Here is a 20,274-nt window from a genome sequence, read left to right on the forward strand (position 1 = left end):
ACATGATCGAGTTCAGTGTGCCGGTTTGAGGGGCAGCAGCGCGCTGATCCGGAAGCCGCCGCCCGGGCGCGGCCCGGCGTCCAGGGTGCCGCCGACCATGCCGACGCGCTCCCGCATGCCGATCAGCCCGTGCCCGCGGCCGTCGGCACCGCCGTCCTCGTACAGCTCGTGGGGGGCGCCCTTGCCGTCGTCCTCGACGAGCAGCCCGAGGCCGTCGTCGAAGTAGACGAGGCGCACGCTCGCGCCGGCGTTCTCGCCGCCGTGCTTGCGGGTGTTCGTGAGCGCCTCCTGCACGATGCGGTACGCGGTCAGCTCCACGCCGCTGGGCAGCGGGCGCGGGGTGCCCTCGACCTTGTAGTCGACGGGCAGGCCCGCCGTGCGCACCTGCTCGATCAGCTCGTCGAGCTGCTCCACGTCGGGCTGCGGGACGTACTCGGAGCCCTCCTCGGGCTCTCCTGTACGCAGCACGCCGAGCAGGCGGCGCATCTCGGCCAGCGCCTGGCGGCCGGTCCCCGAGATGGTCTCCAGGGCCTTCTTGGCCTGGTCGGGCGCGGCGTCCATGACGTAGGCGGCGCCGTCCGCCTGGACGACCATCACCGAGACGTTGTGCGCGACGACGTCGTGCAGCTCCCGTGCGATGCGGGCCCGCTCCGCCGCCACCGCGACCTTCGACTGGGCCTCGCGCTCCTTCTCCAGGCGGGCGGCGCGCTCCTCCAGTTCGGCGAAGTACGCGCGGCGGGTGCGGATGGAGTCGCCGAGGACCCAGGCGAGCGCGAAGGGGACGATCTGGAAGATCGTGTAGAAGACGTTGCCGAGGACGGAGGTGCCCGTCACGGGCCAGCGCATCGACGCCAGGGGGGCCGCGCACAGGCCGCCCACCAGGGCGAACCGCGAGGCCCACTGCGGCCCGTCGGCGGCCGCGGTGTAGATGACCACCAGCATGGCGAAGTTCGCCGGCATGATCTCCAGGTCGATGACGAGCTGGACGGCACCGAGGACCGCGGCGAGCACGAGCATCTGCCCGGTCATCCTCCGGCGCAGCGCGATCACCAGGGAGTATCCGAGGACGAGCGGGATCGCCGGGATGACCGGCAGGTCGTCGTCCACACCGGACATGGAGACCAGACCGATACCGGAGACCCCGAGGAGGACGACGGCCCAGAAGGCGTCGACCCATGTCGGGTGTCTGCGGAGAAAGTCATAGAGGCGCTGCACGTAACCCAGCGTAGGCAGGCCCACGGCGCCCCGGGGTCAACCGGAGGGGCGATCCGCGTGGAGCACGTGTACTCCCCAAGGTGGAGGCCCCCTTAGCCTGCGGTCTGTGACGAATGACGAGCACGGTGACGCGGCGGGCGGTCCGCGCGGCTGGCGCGAAGCCGCGGAAACGGCCCTGTACGGCCCCCGGGGCTTCTACCGCCGCCCCGAAGGGCCCGCCGGACACTTCCGCACGTCCGTGCACGCCACGCCCCTCTACGCGGCGGCGGTGGCCCGCCTCCTGGTCCGGGTGGACCGGCGGCTCGGCCATCCGGAGGAGGTCGCCTTCGTCGACATGGGCGCCGGACGCGGCGAGTTGACGGCGGGCGTTCTCGCCGCGCTCCCCGCCGACGTGGCGGCACGCGTGCGTGCGTACGCGGTGGAGCGCGCGGAGCGCCCCCGGGGGCTCGATCCGCGCATCGCCTGGCGGGATACGCCACCGGCCGGCGTGAGCGGCCTGCTCTTCGCCAACGAGTGGCTGGACAACGTCCCCGTGGACGTCGCCGAGGTGGCCGCCGACGGAACAGTGCGCCGGGTCCTCGTACGCGAGGACGGTTCCGAGGCGCTGGGCGGGCCCGTGGCCGGGCCGGACGCGGCGTGGCTGGCGCGCTGGTGGCCGCTGGCGGACGAGCCCGGCCTGCGCGCGGAGATCGGCCGCCCGCGGGACGAGGCGTGGGCGGCCGCCGTGGCGTCCTTGGCGCGCGGCCTCGCGGTCGCCGTCGACTACGCGCACGCCAAGGGGAACCGGCCGCCCTTCGGGACGCTCACGGGCTTCCGGGCGGGCCGCGAGACGCCTCCCGTGCCCGACGGCAGCTGTGACCTCACGGCCCATGTGGCGCTGGACGCCTGCGCCCTGGACGGGGCCGAGCTGCTCACGCAGCGGGCGGCGCTCGCCGCGCTCGGGGTGAGCGGCGGCCGCCCCCCGCTCGCCCTGGCCTCCACCGACCCGGCGGCGTACGTGCGCGCTCTGTCGCGCGCGGGGCAGGCCGCCGAGCTGACGGCGCCCGGCGGCCTCGGGGACTTCGGGTGGCTGCTCCAGCCGGTCGCCCTGCCCGGCGGCGCGGCGCTACTTGTCGATGTCGCCGACCACGAAGAAGAGTGACCCGAGGATCGCCACCATGTCCGCCACGAGCTGCCCCGGCAGCAGTTCGGCCAGCGCCTGGATGTTGTTGTACGACGCCGAGCGCAGCTTCAGGCGGTAGGGGGTCTTCTCGCCCTTGGAGACCAGGTAGTAGCCGTTGATGCCGAGGGGGTTCTCCGTCCACGCGTACGTGTGGCCCTCGGGGGCCTTCAGGACCTTCGGCAGGCGCTGGTTGATCGGGCCCTGCGGGAGTTCGGCGAGCCGGTCCAGGCAGGCGTCGGCGAGGTCGAGGGCGTTGTGGGTCTGCTCCAGGAGGCACTCGAAGCGGGCCAGGCAGTCGCCCTCCTGACGCGTGACGACCTTCAGGGTGTCCTGGAGTTCGCCGTAGGCCAGGTAGGGCTCGTCGCGGCGCAGGTCGAAGTCGACGCCGGAGGCGCGGGCGATGGGGCCGCTCACTCCGTAGGCGTGTACCGCCTCGGCGCTCAGGACACCGACGCCGCGCGTGCGGCCCCGGAAGATCTCGTTGCCGAGCACGAGCCGGTCGTAGACGTCCATGCGTGAACGCACCGAGGCGACCGCCGCACGCGCGCGGGAGGGCCAGCCGGCGGGCAGGTCCTCCTTGAGGCCGCCCACGCGGTTGAACATGTAGTGCATGCGGCCGCCCGAGATCTCCTCCATCACGTTCTGGAGCTCCTCGCGCTCGCGGAACGCGTGGAACACCGGGGTGATGCCGCCCAACTCCAGGGGGTAGGACCCGAGGAACATCAGGTGGTTCAGCACGCGGTTCAGCTCCGCGAGCAGGGTGCGCGTCCACACCGCGCGCTCGGGGACCTCCATGCCCAGCATCCGCTCGACGGCCATCACCACGCCCAGCTCGTTCGAGAACGCCGACAGCCAATCGTGGCGGTTGGCCAGCATCACGATCTGCCGGTAGTCCCGGGCCTCGAAGAGCTTCTCCGCGCCGCGGTGCATGTAGCCGATCACCGGCTCCGCGTGCTGGATGCGCTCGCCGTCCAGGACGAGGCGCAGCCGGAGCACGCCGTGCGTGGACGGGTGCTGGGGGCCGATGTTGAGCACCATGTCGGTGCTCTCGGCCGCGCCGCCGATGCCGAGCGTGGTCTGCGTGGTGGTCTCCGCCGTGGGACTCATGCGCACAGTCTCTCGTACGCGCTCTCGTACGCGCTCCCCGCTCGGACGCGGCCATCGGGCCTACGCGGCTGTCGGAGGGCGTACGTACGCTGGGGGCATGGAAACGGGGACGGCAGGGACCGCTGGACCGGCGGGGGCACGGGTCGAGCCGGTGTGGACGGGGCTGCCGCGGGGCCTGCTGAAGCTGCGGCGGCTGCTGCTGGTGGCCTGGCTGGTGCCGCTCGCGGCGGCGACCGGCGTACTCCTCTGCCTCTTCGCGGGCCCGGCGTGGACGGCCTGCGCGCTGCTGCCGCTCGCCGTCGTGGCGGGCGGCTGGCCGATGCTCGGGCGCAACTGGCGCTCGTGGCGCTACGCCGAGCGCGACGACGACCTGCTCATCAGCCGGGGCGTGCTGTGGCGCGAGGAGACCGTGGTGCCCTACGGGCGGATGCAGCTCGTGGAGGTGACGTCCGGGCCCGTGGAGCGGCACTTCGGCCTGGCGAGCGTGCAGCTGCACACCGCCGCCGCCGCCACCGACGCCCGCATCCCCGGGCTGCTCCCCGAAGAGGCCGAGCGGCTGCGCGACCGTCTGACGGAGCTGGGCGAGGCCCGATCGGCGGGGCTGTGAGCGGCGAGGGGGCGGCCGAGGGCGGCGGGGCCCCGCACGACGTACGGGACGCCCCGGACGCCGGCGGGCCGGTGGAGACCGCGGCCGTGACCGAGCGGCGGCTGCATCCCGTGACGCCGCTGCGGCGCGCCTGGGCGCCCTTCGCGGTCCTGGTGGGCTGGTCCGTCCACGACCCGAACGGCACCCAGCAGCGCCTGACCGAACTGACCGCCACCACACTGCTGCTGGGCTGCCTGGCCGTGGTCCTCGGGGGCGCCGCGTACGGCTTCCTGAGCTGGTGGTTCACCCACTTCGCGGTCACCGAGACCGAACTGCGCATCCGGACCGGGCTGTTCTTCCGGCGCACCGCCCACATCCGGCTCGACCGGCTCCAGGCCGTCGACGTGACGCGGCCGCTGCTCGCCCGCATCGCGGGGGTCGCCAAGCTGAAGATGGACGTCGTCGGGGCGGACACGAAGGACGAGCTGGCCTATCTCGGCGAGCGCGACGCCGCCGAACTGCGGGCCGAACTGCTCGCGCGGGCCGCCGGTTTCACCCCGGCGCGGGCCCGCGAGGTCGGCGAGGCGCCGGTGCGGGGCCTTCTGCACGTACCGCCGCGCATGCTCGCCCTCTCCCTGATGCTGACCGGTGCCCCCTGGGCGATGCTCGTCGCCGCGGCCGTCGTACCGGCCTTCCTGTGGTTCGTCACCCACAACCTGTGGACAGTCCTCGCCACCGGGCTGCCGATCCTGGGCGGCGCGTTCGCCGGCAGTGTCGGCCGCTTCGTCAAGGAGTACGACTGGACGGTGGGCGAGTCCCCCGACGGTCTGCGCATCGACCGCGGGCTGCTCGACAAGGCGCACGAGACGGTGCCGCCGGGTCGTGTCCAGACCGTGCACATCGTGCAGCCGCTGCTGTGGCGGCGGCGCGGCTGGGTGCGGGTGGAGCTGGACGTGGCGGGTTCGGCGGGCGGCGTGCTGGTGCCGGTGGCGCCGCGGGAGCACGCCGAGGCGGTCATCGGGCGGATCCTGCCGGGCACGCGCGTGCCGGACCCCGCGGAGCTGTCCCGGCCTCCCGCGCGGGCGGCGTGGTGCGTGCCGCTGTGGTGGAAGGGTTACGGCCTCGCGGTCACGGACACGGTGTTCGCGGCGCGGCACGGCCTGCTCAAGCGCCGCCTGTCGCTGGTGCCGCACGCCAAGGTGCAGAGCGTACGGCTGTCGCAGGGGCCGTGGGAGCGGTTCAGGGGCGTGGCCGATGTACGCGTCGACACCGGGGCCGGCAAGACGGTGACGGCCCGCCTGCGGCCCTTCGCCGAGGCGGCGGAACTCCTTCACTCCCAGGCGGACCGCTCCCGCACGGGCCGCAAATCGGCCCGCCCGGACCGCTGGATGGCCCCCTAAGGGGCGGAGGCCGGCCCCCGCAAGGGGCGGGGAACTGCGCGACCAGCTCAGAACAACCCGCGGACGACTCACGACCGACGAGCCGGTGCCCCGCACGGTCAGCGAGACGCCTACGCGCGGAGCGCCGTCCGCAGGCCCGCCACGTCGATCTGCTCCGTCTCGTCGTGCGCGGTCAGGTCGATGACCTGGCCCACGCCCCGCGCCGCGTCGCCCTCGGGCGCGTCCTTGAACTCGGCCTCGGCCTGCGCCTTGTGGACCGCGAGGGCCTCCTCGCCCACCACGTCGGCGAGGTCCTCGTTCTGCACGGACTCCAGCGCGGCCGGGGCCGCGCCCTTCGTGCCGAAGAAGTCGAACTCTCCCTGGGGCGCCGTGCGCCGCGCCGGTACGGGCGGCGCGACGGCGACCGCGCGCTCGTGCCCGCCGAATCCATCGGCCGCCCCGGACTTCCCCCGCGACTCGTCCTCCGCTTCCCGGCGCGCCTCGGGCGCCGGTGCCGGCTTGGGGGCCAGGCGGTCGAGCGCCGTGTTGGCCCGCAGGAAGAGCGACGACGTCAGACGCGCGTCCGCCCGGGCGGCGGACGGCCCTGCGGCACGACCACCCCGCGCACCGGCACTGTCATCCCGCGAGGCCGATTTCTCGGCGGCGCTCGTGGCGCGCGCCGTCGGCACCGGCGCTCCCGCCCGTACGGCGGGCACCAGTTCGGACGCTCCCGTACCGCCGCCCGCCGCGGAGCCCTCCTCGGGCGCCGACAGTTCGGGCGTGGACGAGGTCGCCTCGATGGCGAGCAGCCGCCGCCCCTCGAGGGCGCTGGCCCGCTCGGTCTCGGCGGTCGCGTACCGCCGCAGCAGCGCGGCGTGTTCGTTGCGCAGCGCGGCCAGCTCGGCCCGCTTGGCGCGCAGCTTGGTCTCCAGCCTGCCCCGCAGCTCGCGGGACTCCTCGAGGTCGGACTCGGCCTCGGCCAGCCGCTCCTCGTAACGCCACTCGTCGCTCGCTCGCGCGCGCGTGAGTTCGGCGACGCGCCGGCCGGCCGCCTGGTCCCAGCGGCGCATGACGACCGAACCGACGACGGCGGCGGCCGCCGCGGCCGCGACGAGCCCGCGGAGCACGACCGGTTCCGCGAACATCCAGGCGCCGCCGGCGCACAGAACGGAGACGCCTGCGACCGTCGAGGGGGGAAGCAGCCTGTGCAGGGGTGGGGAATGGCGGTGACGTCCACGTGGCATGGCCAGAAACTTACCGCGCGTAGGCGAAGTATGGTGCCCCGCCCGCCAAAAAGCAGGCCTCTCATCGGTGACTCGCCGCAACTCCCCGCCCCTTCCCCGCTTTACCGCCGTCTGATCGACTTCCTGATCCAGATCCTGATCGGGTTGCTGACCGGGTTCCTGTCCGGGTTCCTGATCAGGATCTCGACCGGGTTCCTCGTCAGCCGTCGATCAGGCCCTTGGACTCCAGATACTCCTGGGCGACATCCGCCTCCTTCTGCCGCTCCTCGTCGACCTTCCGGTTGAGTTCGATGAGGTCTTCCGTCGTGAGCGTCTTCGTCAGCTTCGCGAGCGCGGCGGCTATCTCCTTGTCGCCCGCCTCCTTGGCGTTGACCACGGGAAGGATGTTGTCCGCGTTCTGCAGCTTCTTGTCGTCCTCGAGGATCACGAGGTCGTAGTTCTTCAGCGTCGCGTCGGTCGTCGTGGTCAGCACCAGCTGGTCCGTGCCGTTCTTGACGGCCTGCTTGGACTGCGTGGTGCCGACGCCCTTGGGGTCGATTCCGGCGACATCGATCCCGTACTTCTTCTTCAGGCCGGGCGCGCAGAACGGCCGCGACTCGCATTCGTCGCCCGCCGCGATCTTGACCTTCTCGCCCGACCTGCCGAGATCCGAGAGCGTCTTGAGCTTGTGCTTGTCGGCGTATTCCTTGGAGACCGCGAACGCGTTCTGGTCGACCGCCTCGCCCGCCGGGAGGACCTTCAGCCCCTGCGGCTTCGCGAGCTTCTCCAGGGCGCTCACCGTGGCGTCGAGATCACTGGAGGCGACGGCCTCGGCCTTCGGGCCGTTCTTCTCCAGGTTGAGGAATTCCGCGAGGGTCGCCGCGTATTCGGGCGCGACGTCGATCGAGCCCTTCTTCAGTTCGGGCTTGTAGATCTCGCGGTTCTGCACGGTCTTGACCTGCGTGTCATATCCGGCGTCCGCGAGAACGCCCGCGTACAGCTCGGCGAGCACCTTCTGCTCGGTGAACCGCGCCGAACCCACCACCAGCGAGCCCTTCTTGCCCCCGCCCGCCTTGTCCGAGCCCTTGCCGTCGTCCTCCAGGCTGTCCCCGCCGCACGCGGCGAGCCCCGCGGTCAGCGCCACGACGGCCGCGGCCGCCCCTGCCATCCGTCGCGCGCGACGCGTTGTGCTGTTCATCGGTGAACCACCATTTCGAAGGGAGAGAAGTCAGATCTCAGGTAGACAGAACTCGGGTGGGCAGAACTCAGCGGGTCGCCCCGCCCGACCGCCGCATGGGATCGAAGACGCGCCCCGCCACCGCGAGGACGCCCTCCACCAGGAGCGCGAGCAGCGCCACCAGGAAGGCCCCCGCGACCACTTGGGGTGTGTTCTGGAGGTTGAACCCGGCGGTGATGATCCGGCCGAGGCCGCCCTCGCCCGCCATCGCGGCGAGCGTGGCCGTCGCGACGACCTGCACCCCGGCGGACCGCACCCCGGTCATGATCAGCGGGTACGCGAGCGGCAGCTCGACCCCCACGAACAACTGGCCGCCGCTCATGCCCATCCCGCGCGCGGCCTCCACGACCGCCCGGTCCACCTCGCGCATCCCGAGGTAGGCGTTGGTCAGCAGCGGCGGCACCGCGAAGAGGACCAGCGCGATCAGCGTCGGGGCGTCGCCGTGCTCACCGAGCGGGGTGAGCGTGAGCAGGATCAGCAGGGCCAGCGTGGGCACGGCGCGGCCGACGTTGGAGATGTTGACCGCGAGGGCGCCGCCCTTGCCGATGTGCCCGAGCCACAGCGCGAGGGGCAGCGCGATCAGGCAGGCGACGGCGAGGCAGACCCCGCTGAAGTAGAGGTGCTCGGCGAGGCGGTGCCACACGCCCTTCTCGCCCTGCCAGTTGGCGCCCGTGGTCAGCCAGTCGTACGCACCGGTGATCGCGTTCATGCGGGTTCAGCCACCTTGGCCGCGGCCGCGTCGCGCGCGGTGCGGTTCGTCCGTATGCGATGGACCCGCGTCCACGGCGTCAGCCAGCGCTGGAGTCCGAGCAGCAGCAGATCGGCGACGACGGCGAGGAGCACGCACAGCACGGAGGCCGTGAGCACCTGGGCCTTGAAGGTCGTGTCGAGGCCGTCGAGGATGAGGGTGCCGAGCCCGCCGTAGTCCACGATGGCGCCGACCGTGGTCAGCGCGACCGTGGAGACCGTGGTGATGCGGACGCCGGCCAGCAGCGCGGGCAGCGCGAGCGGCAGTTCCACCTCCCACAGCAGGCGCAGCGGGCCGTACCCCATTCCCCTGGCGGCGTCACGCGCCTCGTCGGGGACGGCTTCCAGGCCGGCCAGGATGTTGCGCACGAGGACCGTGAGGGAGTACAGCACCAGGCCCGTGACGACCAGCGAGGCGGAGAGGCCGAAGAACGGCAGCAGCAGCGAGAACATCGCGAGCGAGGGGACCGAGTACAGCACGGTCGTCACGCCGAGGATCGGGCCCGTCAGGAAGCGCCAGCGCCGGGCGAGGAGCGCCAGCGGCAGCGACACGGCGAGGCCGATCGCCACCGAGGCGAGCGTGATGCCCACGTGCTGGAGGGTCGCGTCGGTCAGCTCCTGGCTGCGGGTGCGCAGGTACTCCCCGCAGATCCAGTCGTTCGTCACGAGACAGTTCCGCTCGGCCACGCGCCCACACCTCCCCCGAATCCGCGAACGTATGCCGCACACACGTCCCCCCGTGTCTGGCGACCCTAACGCGCGGCACCGACAATCGCCGAGAGTCGTTGTACGGCCGCAACACCGCCGTCACGCGCAGCCCGCCGCCGCCCGCCACAATGGGGAAACATGATCCGGTTCGAGCACGTCACCAAGCGCTATGCGGACGGCACCACCGCCGTCGACGATCTGTCCTTCGAGGTCGCCGAGGGCGAACTGGTCACCCTCGTCGGCCCTTCGGGGTGCGGCAAGACGACCACGATGAAGATGGTGAACCGGCTCATCGAGCCGAGTGAGGGCCGGATATCCGTCGACGGCGACGACATATCCGCGATCGACCCCGTGCGGCTGAGGCGCCGCATCGGCTATGTCATCCAGCAGGTGGGCCTCTTCCCGCACAAGACCGTCCTGGAGAACACGGCGACCGTCCCGCACCTCCTGGGCGTCAAGCGCGGCAAGGCCCGCGAGCGCGCCGCCGAACTCCTCGACCTCGTCGGCCTCGACCCCGCCGTCTTCGGCGACCGCTACCCGGAGCAGCTCTCCGGCGGCCAGCGCCAGCGCGTCGGCGTGGCCCGCGCCCTGGCGGCCGATCCGCCGGTGCTGTTGATGGACGAGCCGTTCGGCGCGGTCGACCCGGTGGTGCGCGAGCACCTGCAGAACGAGTTCCTGCGGCTCCAGCAGGCCGTGCGCAAGACCGTGCTCTTCGTCACGCACGACATCGAGGAGGCGGTCCGCCTCGGCGACCGCATCGCCGTCTACGGCCAGGGCCGCATCGAGCAGTTCGACACCCCCTCGACGGTCCTCGGCGCCCCGGCGAACGCGTACGTGGCCGACTTCGTCGGCGCGGACCGGGGTCTGAAGCGGCTCTCCGTGACGCCCATCGAGGAGGGCGACCTGGAACAGCCCCCCGTCGTGCATCTGGACGACGTGCTGCCCAGGGAACTCGACGCCCGCTGGGCGGTCGTCCTGGACGGTGCCGACAACCTGCACGGCTGGATCTCCGCCGAGCACGCGCGCGCGGGCAAGGGCACGGTCCGCGAACACGCCCGCCGCATGGAGGCGTGGCTGCCGGTGGGCGCGAGCCTGAAGCAGGCGTTCGCGACGATGCTCCAGCACGACGCGGGCTGGATCGCGGTCATCGACAAGGACAGCGAGGGCCGCTTCCTCGGGGTGCTCACCCCGGCCCGGCTGCACGAGGCGCTGCGCCGCTCGACGGCGGCGGACGCGCGGGACATCGCGCGGGCGGAGGTGGAACTGGAGACGGTCGCGGCCATCGCCGCCGACTGACCGCCGCTCACCTCGGCCGCCCGGTGCGTCAGTTGTCGTTCAGGCGCCCGCTCAGCCACTGCAGGGTGGCGGGGATCTCCCTGCGCCAGGTGTTGAAGTTGTGCCCGCCGCTGTTGAGCGTGATCGACGACACGCGCGTGGGCGCCTTCACCTTGTCGATGAACCTCAGGGTGTCGCGGTAGTTGTCCTCGCCCTTCTTACTGCTGGTCACCAGGAGGGACGTCTTGGGCGCCGGCTTGTGGTCGAGGTACCACATGAGGTCGGCGTCGCGCTCCAACTGCTCGTCACCGTGGAAGAGATCACCGGTGGTGACGTCGATGGGCGCCTTGTAGTACGCGGACAGGCCCGCGGCGGCGCCGTACCGGTCGGGGTGGTGGATGGCGAGCTTCAGGGCGCAGTAGCCGCCGGTGGAGTCACCGATGACGCCCCAGTTCTGGGCCTTGGTGCCCACCCTGTAGTGCTGCGAGATCGCGTCGGGCAGGTCCTTGGCGAAGAACGTCTCGGTCTGCGGGCCGCCGGGGATGTTCACGCACTCCGTGTCACGCGGCGGTGCCACGGTGGGCCGCATCATGATCAGGATCATCGGCTGCATCCTGCCCTCGCCGGCCAGCCGGTGGGCGGTCTGGGGGTAGTGCAGCCCTTTGATGAGCGCCTCGGCGGTGCCCGGGTAGCCGGTCAGGGCCACGGTCGCGGGGAACGTGCGGTTGCGGTACTGCGGCTGGAAGTACTCGGGGGGCAGGTAGACGTAGGCGGGGCTGCCTATCTTCGACTCCCTGCCGCCCACCTCGATCTTCTGGATCTGGCCCCCGGTGACGGGCCGGCCGCCCCCGGGCACGTTCACGGTCTGGGTGTCGACGACCTTCACGGGCCCCGAACCCCCTTTGGCCGGATCGTGGTCCACCACTATCCCCGGACTCGTCTCCTGCCCGAAGAGGTCGGCCCACGTGGCGTAGAAGCCGAAGGCCTGGTTGGCCGCGAGGCCCACCGCGGCGAAGACCATGACCTGGGTGGCCAGGAGCAGGCCGACACGGCCCGTGACCGCCTTCCAGGTACGGCCGGCGAGCCGCGGCCAGAGCCAGATGGTGCCGACGAAGAGCACTACGGCCAGCAAGACCGCAAGGGCGAGGACCTTGTTGCTCGTGAGACCCATGGGGTGTTCCTGCCTGCGCTTTCTACGTGCCGTCGCCCCGGGCGGACCGCGGCGTCACTTACCGTCGCCACGGACGTGCCGCGGCGTCACCTATCATTGCCCCGGGCCTGCCGCGGCTTCTCCTCACGTTGCCCCGGGCCTGCCGTGGCGCGACCGACCGGAGCCGAGGCCTCGTCGGCACCCGCCGAAGGCCGTGCCCTACTTTTCCAGCGGTTTCCGGTCGGGAATGAACCCGTTCCCCTGAAGGACCGTCCTAGAGGGCGCAATGGTGCCGGATGCCGCTTTGGCACCGGATTCAAGCTCTCTCGCACAACTACGGGATGCGATGTCTGTCAGGATAGATGGGGAAATGTCGGGTGGGGTTCCGGGCGGTGACGTCCGCCACCGCGACGGCCGCCTCCACCGGATCACGCGCGGCCCGCGCCCCGAGGCCGTGCCGACCCTCGTCGCCAGAGCCTGCACGCTCGTAGGCCTGCTGAACGTCGCGGCGGGTGTCTTCCCGCGGTTCAGGTACAGCCGCATGCACGCCCTCGCCGAGGTGCTCCCCGGGGCGCTCGGCCCCTTCGCGGCCGCGCTCGCGCTCAGCTCCGGCATCCTGCTGCTGCTGCTCGCGCACGGCCTGCGCCGCCACAAGCGCCGCGCCTGGCGGGCCGCCGTGGTGCTGCTGCCCGCGGGCGCCGTGGCGCAGTTCGCGTACCGGCACTCGGTGATCGGCGTGCTGATCTCACTGGCGCTCCTCGCCCTGCTGCTGCGCCACCGGAGTGAGTTCACGGCCCTGCCCGACCCGCGCAGCCGCTGGCGGGCGCTCGCCAACTTCGTTCTCCTCGGCGCCGGATCGATCCTGCTCGGCCTGGTGATCGTAAGCGTCCACCCCGGCAAGGTCATCGGGGACCCCAGCATCACGGAGCGCCTGGAGCACGTCCTGTACGGCCTCTTCGGCTTCGAGGGCCCGGTCGGCTACTACGGCAGCACCTCCTGGACCGTCGGCTTCTCGCTGGGCGCCCTCGGCATGCTCACCGCCCTCACCACCATCTACCTGGCCTTCCGCCCGGAACACCCGGCCGCGCGCCTCACCGAGGACGACGAGGCGAAGCTGCGCGCGCTGCTCGACAAGCACGGCGCGCGCGACTCGCTCGGCCACTTCGCGCTCCGCCGCGACAAGGGCGTCGTCTTCTCCCCGAGCGGCAAGGCCGCCGTCACCTACCGCGTCGTCTCCGGGGTGATGCTCGCCAGCGGCGACCCCATCGGGGACGTCGAGGCCTGGCCCGGCGCCATCGAGCGCTTCATGGACGAGGCGAAGGCCCACTCCTGGACGCCCGCCGTCATGGGCTGCTCCGAGACGGGCGGCGAGGTCTGGACCCGCGAGACCGGTCTGGACGCCCTCGAACTGGGCGACGAGGCGGTGGTGGACGTCGCGGATTTCTCCCTGTCCGGGCGTGCGATGCGCAACGTACGCCAGATGGTCAAGCGGATCGAGCGCAATGGCTACGAGACGCGCGTACGGCGCATCCGTGACCTCGGTGAGCGGGAACTCGCCAAGATCCAGCGGGCCGCCGACGACTGGCGCGGCACCGACACCGAGCGCGGCTTCTCCATGGCGCTCGGCCGCATCGGCGACCCGAACGACGGCGACTGCCTGATCGCCACCGCCCACAAGGCGGACGAGGAGCCGGGGGCCTACGGAGACCTCAAGGCCGTCCTCCACTTCGTCCCCTGGGGCAAGGACGGCGTCTCCCTGGACCTCATGCGCCGCGACCGCTCCGCCGACCCCGGCATGAACGAACTGCTCATCGTGGCCGCCCTCCAGGCCGCCCCGAAACTGGGCATCACGCGCGTGTCCCTCAACTTCGCGATGTTCCGCGCGGCCCTCGCCCGCGGCGAGAAGATCGGCGCGGGACCGGTGCTGCGCGCCTGGCGCGGCCTGCTCGTCTTCCTCTCCCGCTGGTTCCAGATCGAGTCCCTGTACAAGTTCAACGCGAAGTTCCGCCCCCGCTGGGAGCCTCGCTTCGTCGTCTACCGCTCCAGCAAGGACCTGCCCCGCATCGGCTTCGCCGCCATGCAGGCCGAGGGCTTCGTGACCCTCGCGCTGCCCCGCTTCCTGCGCCGGGGCACCCCGCAGCGCCGTCCATGCTCGCACCAGAGCGCCGAACGCGAGATGCAGGCGGCGTAACCCGCCGCCGTCCGGGCCTACGCTGGAGGCATGAGTACGTTGCGCGGGCGGGGAACGGTCCAGGGGCTTCCGGGGTGGGACCGCTGTGCGGTCATGGGCGTCGTGAACGTCACGCCCGACTCCTTCTCCGACGGCGGCCGCTGGTTCGACACCACGGCCGCCGTCAAGCACGGGGTCGACCTCGTCGCCCAGGGCGCCGACCTGGTCGACGTCGGCGGCGAGTCGACCCGTCCCGGCGCCACCCGCGTCGACGAGGACGAGGAGCTCAAGCGCGTCGTCCCCGTGGTGCGGGGCCTGGCCGCCGAGGGCGTCACCGTCTCCGTGGACACCATGCGCGCCACCGTCGCCGAGCAGGCGCTCGCCGCGGGCGCCGTCCTCGTCAACGACGTCAGCGGCGGCCTCGCCGACCCGCACATGGTCCCCGCGGTCGCCGCCGCGGGCGCCCCCTTCGTCGTCATGCACTGGCGCGGCTTCCTCACCGACATCCACGCCGAGCCGGTGTACGAGGACGTGGTCCGCGAAGTCGTCGACGAGCTGCACGCGCGCGTGGCGGCCGCCATCGAGGGCGGCATCGCCCCCGAGCACATCGTGGTGGACCCCGGCCTCGGCTTCTCCAAGGAGGCCGAACACGACCTCGCGCTCCTGGCCGGCCTGGACCGGCTGCGCGGGCTCGGCCACCCCGTCCTGGTCGCCGCCTCCCGCAAGAGGTTCCTCGGCCGTGTCCTCGCGGGCCCCGAGGGCGCCCCGCCCCCGGCCCGCGAACGGGACGCCGCCACCGCCGCCGTCTCGGCCATCGCCGCCCACCAGGGCGCCTGGGCGGTCCGCGTGCACGAGGTGCGGGCCACGGCGGACGCTGTGCGCGTCGCCCAGGCCGTGACGGACGCCGGCGGCCACCGGTGACCGGGACGGCGCGAACCGACGTCGAGCAGGTCGAGCTGGCCAACACCGCCTTCTACGAAGCGCTGGAGCGCGGTGACTTCGACAAGGTCTCCGAGCTGTGGCTGGACTCCGCGCCGGACCTCGGGGCCGACGCCCCCTCGGCGGACGACATCGCCGACGAGAGCGCGGACGACGGCGAGGGGGACGCGGTCTCCTGCGTCCACCCCGGCTGGCCGGTCCTCACCGGCCGCGGCGAGGTCCTCAGGTCGTACGCGCTGATCATGGCGAACACCGAGTACATCCAGTTCTTCCTCACCGACCTGCGGGTCGGCGTGTTCGGTGACACCGCCCTGGTGACCTGCACCGAGAACATCTTGAGCGGCGGCCCGCCCCCGGCGGGCGGCGGCGAGCTGGGCCCGCTCGTGGGGCAGCTCGTGGTCGCCACGAACGTGTTCCGCCGCACCCCCGACGGCTGGAAGCTGTGGTCGCACCACGCCTCGCCCGTCCTGGCCGAAAACGACGACGAGGAGAGTGACGAGACTCCCTCCTGAATGGGTAGGGGCGAGAGGGAGAGCGGGGACGAGGGGGCCGGCGGGCCCCGTCGCGAGGCCCCGCGGGCGGGCGCTGTCAGTGCCCGCAGGTAGATTCCATCGAGGCCGGTGTGCCGACCGCACTCGGCGCAGGCCTGCCGATACCGACGATTGCAGGAGTGATTCGCGTGGATCGTGTCGCGCTGCGCGGCCTCAAGGCCCGCGGGCACCACGGTGTCTATCCGCGGGAGCGCGAAGAGGGTCAGACCTTCATCGTGGACCTGGTTCTCGGCCTGGACACGCGAGCGGCCGCGGCCGACGACGACCTGGCGAAGACCGTGCACTACGGCATCGTGGCCGAGGAGGTGGTGGCCGTCGTCGAGGGCGAGCCCGTCGACCTCATCGAGACCCTCGCCGAGCGCATCGCCCAGACGTGTCTGAAGCACGAGGGGGTCCTGGAGGTCGAGGTGTGCGTGCACAAGCCGGACGCCCCGATCACCGTGCCCTTCGACGATGTGACCGTCACCATCACCCGGAGCCGAGTATGACCGCGCCTTTCCCGGGTCAGAGCGACCCGACCGTCCAGCCGGTGCCGACCTCCGTGGTCGAGCAGGTGGACGCCGCGGACAGCACCCTGTCCAACCCCCACCGTGCCGTGATCGCCCTCGGCAGCAATCTCGGCAACCGCCTGGAGACGCTCCAGGGCGCCGTCGACGCCCTGGAGGACACCCCCGGCCTGCGGGTCAAGGCGGTCTCCCCGGTGTACGAGACCGAGCCGTGGGGCGTCGACCCCGGCACCCAGCCCTCGTACTTCAACGCCGTCGTCGTGGTGAAGACGACCCTGCCGCCCGCCTCGCTCCTGGAGCGCGCGCAGGCCGTCGAGGAGGCCTTCCACCGCGTCCGCGACGAGCGCTGGGGCCCGCGCACGCTCGACGTGGACATCGTGGCGTACGCCGACGTCGTCTCCGACGACCCGGCGCTCACGCTCCCCCACCCCCGCGCGCACGAGCGCGCCTTCGTCCTCGCCCCCTGGCACGACGTCGAGCCCGAGGCCCGGCTGGCCGGCCGCGGCCCGGTGGCCGAGCTGCTCGCCACGCTCACGCGCGAGGGCGTCGCGCCGCGCGCCGACCTGGAACTCCGGCTGCCCGAATAGTCGTTAGGGTCTACAAGATCCGTACGACGATGAAGGCGCCGAAGGCAATGAAGGGTCACCCGTGAAGCAACTGCGCATCAGGACACTGGCCGGCCTCTTCGTCGTGGCCGGAGTGCTGTCCTGGTCGGGCGCCCGGCTGTGGGACTCCGTCGGCACACTGCCCCGGGTCCCGCTGGCCGCGCCCGTCGTGCTCGCGGTGATCGCCGCGGTGCTCCTGGCGACGGCGCTCTCGCTGCGCTCGCGCCTGCGCGCCCAGCGTGAGCGCCGCCCCGGCGCGAAGGGCGTGGAGCCGCTGATGGCGGCCCGCGCCGTCGTCTTCGGCCAGGCCAGCGCCCTGGTCGTGGCGCTCGTCGCGGGGATGTACGGCGGCGTGGGGGCGTTCCTGCTGGAGTTCCTCGACCTGCCGCCCCGCCGCGACCAGGCGATCTACGCCGGGCTCTCGGTCCTGACGGGCATCGCGGTGATAGCGGCGGCCCTGTTCCTGGAGCGGGTCTGCCGACTCCCCGAGGACGACGACGAGAGCGGCGGCGGCCAGGCGGCCCCGGCGGCCTGAAGCCACCGAGGACCGCCCTGGGGGCCGTGGGCGCGGATCAGAGCAGCGTTCCGCCCTCGACCTCGTATCCGAGCGCGGAGACCTCCAGGCCGCCGAGCATGCGGGTGGGCAGCGGACGCTCGCCGGCGGGCGACTGTGTGTTCGCATTCGTCATGCGCACAGTCTTTCGGCAGGAGCCGATGGGCGTCCGGGCATTCCCCGACAACGTCCGGTCACCCGGGGGAAGTCGAGAGGATCAGCCGAATCCGGGGGATGCTCAGCGGGCCATGATCAGGCTCATCGCCTCATTGCGGGTGGCGAGGTCCCTGAGCTGACCGCGCACCGCCGAGGTGATCGTCTTCGCGCCGGGCTTGCGCACCCCGCGCATCGTCATGCACATGTGTTCGCACTCCACGACCACGATCACCCCGCGCGGTTCCAGTATCCGCATCAGGGAGTCCGCGATCTGCGTGGTCAGCCGCTCCTGCACCTGCGGGCGCCGGGCGTAGACGTCCACGAGCCTGGCCAGCTTCGACAGGCCGGTGATCTTGCCGTCGGTGGACGGGATGTACCCGACGTGGGCGACGCCGACGAAGGGGACCAGGTGATGCTCGCAGGAGCTCATGACCTCGATGTCCTTCACCAGGACCATCTCGTCGTGCCCGAGGTCGAAGGTCGTCGTCAGCACCTCCTCCGCCGTCTGCCGCAGCCCGGAGAATATTTCGCGGTACGCCCGCGCGACGCGCGCCGGGGTCTCCCGAAGACCTTCCCGGTCGGGGTCCTCCCCCACGGCGATCAGCAGCTCGCGCACGGCGTTCTCGGCCCGCTTCTCGTCGAACTCGCCGATCGAGTGCCCGCCGTCCAACGTCACCGGGTCGGTCATGTTGTGCCTCGTTCCTGTGCGTCCCACGCGGGAGTACGAAAGTGCCGCGCCCCCCAAGGCTAAAACCTGGGGGGCGCGGCGTTCATTCCGGGCCTGACGAGGCACTCGGATCAGCTCTCGGGGCGGTCCTCCGGGGCCACCTCGAGGGACTTCTCCGGGCCACTCGGCGTCACCGAAGGGGTGGCGCCGTTCGCACCGTTCGTCAGTGACAGCTCCTTGGGGGAGAGCACCGGCGGGCGGGTCGAGGGCGTGCGCCGCGAGGAGCCGGTCCACGCCGGGCGGGCCGGGCGCTTCACGATCCCCGCGAAGACCTCGGCGATCTGCTCCTTGCCGAGGGTCTCCTTCTCCAGGAGCTGGAGCACCAGGTTGTCGAGGATGTCGCGGTTCTCGACGAGGATCTCCCACGCTTCGTTGTGCGCGGTCTCGATGAGCTTCTTGACCTCTTCGTCGACCAGCGCGGCGACCTCTTCCGAGTAGTCCCGCTGGTGCGCCATCTCGCGCCCGAGGAACGGCTCGGTGTTGTCCCCGCCGAACTTGATCGCGCCAAGGCGCTCGGTCATGCCGTACTGCGTGACCATCGCGCGAGCGGTGGCCGTGGCCTTCTCGATGTCGTTCGCCGCGCCCGTCGTCGGGTCGTGGAAGACGAGCTCCTCGGCCGCGCGCCCGCCCAGCATGTACGCCAGCTGGTCGAGCATCTCGTTGCGCGTGGTGGAGTACTTGTCCTCTTCGGGCAGGACCATGGTGTAACCCAGGGCCCGGCCGCGGGACAGGATCGTGATCTTGTGGACCGGGTCCGAGTTCGGCAAGGCCGCCGCGACCAGGGCGTGTCCGCCCTCGTGGTACGCGGTGATCTTCTTCTCCTTGTCGGACATGATCCGGGTCCGCTTCTGCGGGCCCGCCACGACGCGGTCGATCGCCTCGTCCAGCGCGTGGTTGTCGATCAGCTTCTTGTCGCCGCGCGCCGTCAGGAGCGCCGCTTCGTTCAGCACGTTCGACAGGTCGGCGCCGGTGAAGCCCGGCGTGCGACGGGCCACCGCGCCGAGGTCCACGTCCGGGGCGACCGGCTTGCCCTTCTGGTGGACCTTGAGGATCTCCAGACGGCCCTGCATGTCCGGGCGGTCGACGGCGATCTGCCGGTCGAAGCGGCCGGGGCGCAGGAGCGCGGGGTCGAGGATGTCGGGGCGGTTCGTGGCGGCGATCAGGATGACGCCACCCTTCACGTCGAAGCCGTCCATCTCGACGAGCAGCTGGTTCAGCGTCTGCTCGCGCTCGTCGTGACCGCCGCCGAGGCCGGCGCCGCGGTGACGGCCGACCGCGTCGATCTCGTCCACGAAGACGATCGCCGGGGCGTTCGCCTTGGCCTGCTCGAAGAGGTCGCGCACCCGGGAGGCGCCGACACCGACGAACATCTCGACGAAGTCGGAACCGGAGATCGAGTAGAACGGCACCCCGGCCTCACCGGCGACGGCGCGGGCGAGGAGGGTCTTGCCCGTGCCGGGCGGGCCGTACAGGAGCACACCCTTGGGGATCTTGGCGCCGACGGCCTGGAACTTCGCCGGCTCCTGGAGGAACTCCTTGATCTCGTGGAGCTCCTCGACGGCCTCGTCCGAACCGGCCACATCGGAGAACGTCGTCTTCGGGGTGTCCTTGGTGATGAGCTTGGCCTTGGACTTGCCGAAGTTCATGACCCGGGAGCCGCCGCCCTGCATCTGATTCATCAGGAACAGGAAGACGACGACGATGAGGACGAAGGGGAGGAGGGAGAGCAGGATGCCGACGAAGGGATTCTGCTTCGACGGGGAGACGGTGTACCCGTCCTTGATCTGCTTGTTCTCGAACTTGGCCTGCAACAGCTTGGCGAGGTCGACGCCCTGGTCGCCGATGTAGCTCGCCTGGATCTTGCTGCTGTCCTTGACCTTCTGGCCGTCCTTGAGCTCGACCTTGACGATCTCCTCGTCACCGGTGGTGAGCTTGGCCGATTCGACCTTGTTGTCGTTGATCGCCTGGACGACCTCGCTGGTGTCCACCGTCTTGTAGCCACCGGACGAGCCGACGACCTGCATCAACACGACCACGGCAAGGACGGCCAGCACGATCCACATGACTGGCCCACGGAAGTATCGCTTCACGTCCATCCATACGGAGCGAAGACGCCCCGTCCCTCCTGCCATAGTGAGTTTGATAAAGACTGTTCTTCGGACGGTACCCCAGCATTGTGACCCGAAGCCGCACGGGACGGCTGGCAAACCCGCCTTCGCAGTGTTCAACGGCGGGAAACGGGTGAGGGTTCCCCACCGCCGTACGCAGTCCCGCGGCT

19 protein-coding genes are annotated in these 20,274 nt (G+C 71.6%); 10 read left to right on the top strand and 9 right to left on the bottom strand.

What is annotated here, in order from left to right:
* Positions 1-12: 12 nt before the first annotated feature.
* Complete coding sequence (locus ACZ5GP_RS12160) at positions 13-1,215, bottom strand: sensor histidine kinase (protein WP_468750775.1); 1,203 nt, start codon at positions 1,213-1,215, stop codon at positions 13-15.
* Between the two features lie 106 nt (positions 1,216-1,321).
* On the opposite strand from ACZ5GP_RS12160, the gene ACZ5GP_RS12165 reads away from it, so the two are divergent.
* Positions 1,322-2,356 carry an SAM-dependent methyltransferase gene (locus tag ACZ5GP_RS12165; RefSeq protein ID WP_468750776.1) on the top strand — a complete coding sequence of 345 codons (1,035 nt, stop codon included), beginning with the start codon at positions 1,322-1,324 and terminating at the stop codon, positions 2,354-2,356.
* On the opposite strand, the gene ACZ5GP_RS12170 is transcribed toward ACZ5GP_RS12165, so the two are convergent.
* The gene (locus tag ACZ5GP_RS12170; RefSeq protein ID WP_468750777.1) at positions 2,321-3,484 is read right to left on the bottom strand and encodes an NADH-quinone oxidoreductase subunit D; all 1,164 of its coding nucleotides are present in this window, start codon (positions 3,482-3,484) and stop codon (positions 2,321-2,323) included. The genes ACZ5GP_RS12165 and ACZ5GP_RS12170 overlap by 36 nt on opposite strands.
* 97 nt (positions 3,485-3,581) lie before the next feature.
* Between ACZ5GP_RS12170 and ACZ5GP_RS12175 the strand changes: the two genes are divergently transcribed.
* Both ACZ5GP_RS12175 and ACZ5GP_RS12180 read left to right on the top strand, forming a co-directional pair.
* Positions 3,582-4,091 (top strand): PH domain-containing protein, encoded by a 510-nt coding sequence (locus ACZ5GP_RS12175; protein WP_468750778.1) that lies wholly within the window; start codon positions 3,582-3,584, stop codon positions 4,089-4,091.
* Positions 4,088-5,470: a PH domain-containing protein gene (locus ACZ5GP_RS12180; RefSeq protein ID WP_468750779.1), complete on the top strand. Its 1,383-nt coding sequence runs from the start codon at positions 4,088-4,090 to the stop codon at positions 5,468-5,470. The genes ACZ5GP_RS12175 and ACZ5GP_RS12180 overlap by 4 nt, the downstream gene beginning before the upstream one ends.
* Positions 5,471-5,580: 110 nt before the next feature.
* Here ACZ5GP_RS12180 and ACZ5GP_RS12185 read toward each other — a convergent pair whose 3' ends face one another.
* From ACZ5GP_RS12185 to ACZ5GP_RS12200, 4 genes are all read right to left on the bottom strand, one after another.
* Entirely contained in the window at positions 5,581-6,693 is a 1,113-nt protein-coding gene (locus tag ACZ5GP_RS12185) for a hypothetical protein (RefSeq protein WP_468750780.1), read from the bottom strand.
* A 199-nt stretch (positions 6,694-6,892) separates the two neighbouring features.
* Positions 6,893-7,870 (bottom strand): ABC transporter substrate-binding protein, encoded by a 978-nt coding sequence (locus ACZ5GP_RS12190; RefSeq protein WP_468750781.1) that lies wholly within the window; start codon positions 7,868-7,870, stop codon positions 6,893-6,895.
* Between the two features lie 67 nt (positions 7,871-7,937).
* On the bottom strand, positions 7,938-8,618 hold the full coding sequence (locus ACZ5GP_RS12195) for an ABC transporter permease (protein ID WP_468750782.1): 681 nt from the start codon (positions 8,616-8,618) through the stop codon (positions 7,938-7,940).
* Entirely contained in the window at positions 8,615-9,343 is a 729-nt protein-coding gene (locus ACZ5GP_RS12200; RefSeq protein ID WP_468750783.1) for an ABC transporter permease, read from the bottom strand. The genes ACZ5GP_RS12195 and ACZ5GP_RS12200 overlap by 4 nt, the downstream gene beginning before the upstream one ends.
* Before the next feature lie 159 nt (positions 9,344-9,502).
* On the opposite strand from ACZ5GP_RS12200, the gene ACZ5GP_RS12205 reads away from it, so the two are divergent.
* Positions 9,503-10,660: an ABC transporter ATP-binding protein gene (locus ACZ5GP_RS12205; RefSeq protein ID WP_468750784.1), complete on the top strand. Its 1,158-nt coding sequence runs from the start codon at positions 9,503-9,505 to the stop codon at positions 10,658-10,660.
* 28 nt (positions 10,661-10,688) lie between these two features.
* On the opposite strand, the gene ACZ5GP_RS12210 is transcribed toward ACZ5GP_RS12205, so the two are convergent.
* Positions 10,689-11,810 (bottom strand): alpha/beta hydrolase, encoded by a 1,122-nt coding sequence (locus tag ACZ5GP_RS12210; RefSeq protein ID WP_468750785.1) that lies wholly within the window; start codon positions 11,808-11,810, stop codon positions 10,689-10,691.
* Positions 11,811-12,159: 349 nt separating this feature from the next.
* On the opposite strand from ACZ5GP_RS12210, the gene ACZ5GP_RS12215 reads away from it, so the two are divergent.
* The 6 genes from ACZ5GP_RS12215 (at position 12,160) to ACZ5GP_RS12240 (ending at position 17,095) form a co-directional block, all read left to right on the top strand.
* Positions 12,160-13,980, top strand: a complete 1,821-nt coding sequence (locus ACZ5GP_RS12215) for a phosphatidylglycerol lysyltransferase domain-containing protein (protein ID WP_468750786.1) — start codon at positions 12,160-12,162, stop codon at positions 13,978-13,980.
* Between the two features lie 30 nt (positions 13,981-14,010).
* On the top strand, positions 14,011-14,880 hold the full coding sequence (gene folP, locus ACZ5GP_RS12220) for a dihydropteroate synthase (RefSeq protein ID WP_468750787.1): 870 nt from the start codon (positions 14,011-14,013) through the stop codon (positions 14,878-14,880).
* Positions 14,877-15,410 carry a nuclear transport factor 2 family protein gene (locus ACZ5GP_RS12225; protein ID WP_468750788.1) on the top strand — a complete coding sequence of 178 codons (534 nt, stop codon included), beginning with the start codon at positions 14,877-14,879 and terminating at the stop codon, positions 15,408-15,410. The genes folP and ACZ5GP_RS12225 overlap by 4 nt, the downstream gene beginning before the upstream one ends.
* A gap of 167 nt (positions 15,411-15,577) precedes the next feature.
* On the top strand, positions 15,578-15,937 hold the full coding sequence (gene folB, locus ACZ5GP_RS12230) for a dihydroneopterin aldolase (protein WP_358582927.1): 360 nt from the start codon (positions 15,578-15,580) through the stop codon (positions 15,935-15,937).
* Entirely contained in the window at positions 15,934-16,542 is a 609-nt protein-coding gene (gene folK, locus ACZ5GP_RS12235) for a 2-amino-4-hydroxy-6-hydroxymethyldihydropteridine diphosphokinase (RefSeq protein ID WP_468750789.1), read from the top strand. The genes folB and folK overlap by 4 nt, the downstream gene beginning before the upstream one ends.
* A gap of 61 nt (positions 16,543-16,603) precedes the next feature.
* Positions 16,604-17,095, top strand: a complete 492-nt coding sequence (locus ACZ5GP_RS12240; protein WP_468750790.1) for a DUF3180 domain-containing protein — start codon at positions 16,604-16,606, stop codon at positions 17,093-17,095.
* A gap of 256 nt (positions 17,096-17,351) precedes the next feature.
* Here the strand turns inward: ACZ5GP_RS12240 and folE are convergent, their stop codons facing one another.
* Positions 17,352-17,957, bottom strand: coding sequence for a GTP cyclohydrolase I FolE (folE, locus tag ACZ5GP_RS12245; protein ID WP_468750791.1), 606 nt, complete (start codon positions 17,955-17,957; stop codon positions 17,352-17,354).
* Between the two features lie 110 nt (positions 17,958-18,067).
* Positions 18,068-20,092 carry an ATP-dependent zinc metalloprotease FtsH gene (gene ftsH, locus ACZ5GP_RS12250; RefSeq protein ID WP_468750792.1) on the bottom strand — a complete coding sequence of 675 codons (2,025 nt, stop codon included), beginning with the start codon at positions 20,090-20,092 and terminating at the stop codon, positions 18,068-18,070.
* Positions 20,093-20,274 lie beyond the last annotated feature (182 nt).

The organism is Streptomyces sp. NPDC031466 (assembly GCF_055581265.1).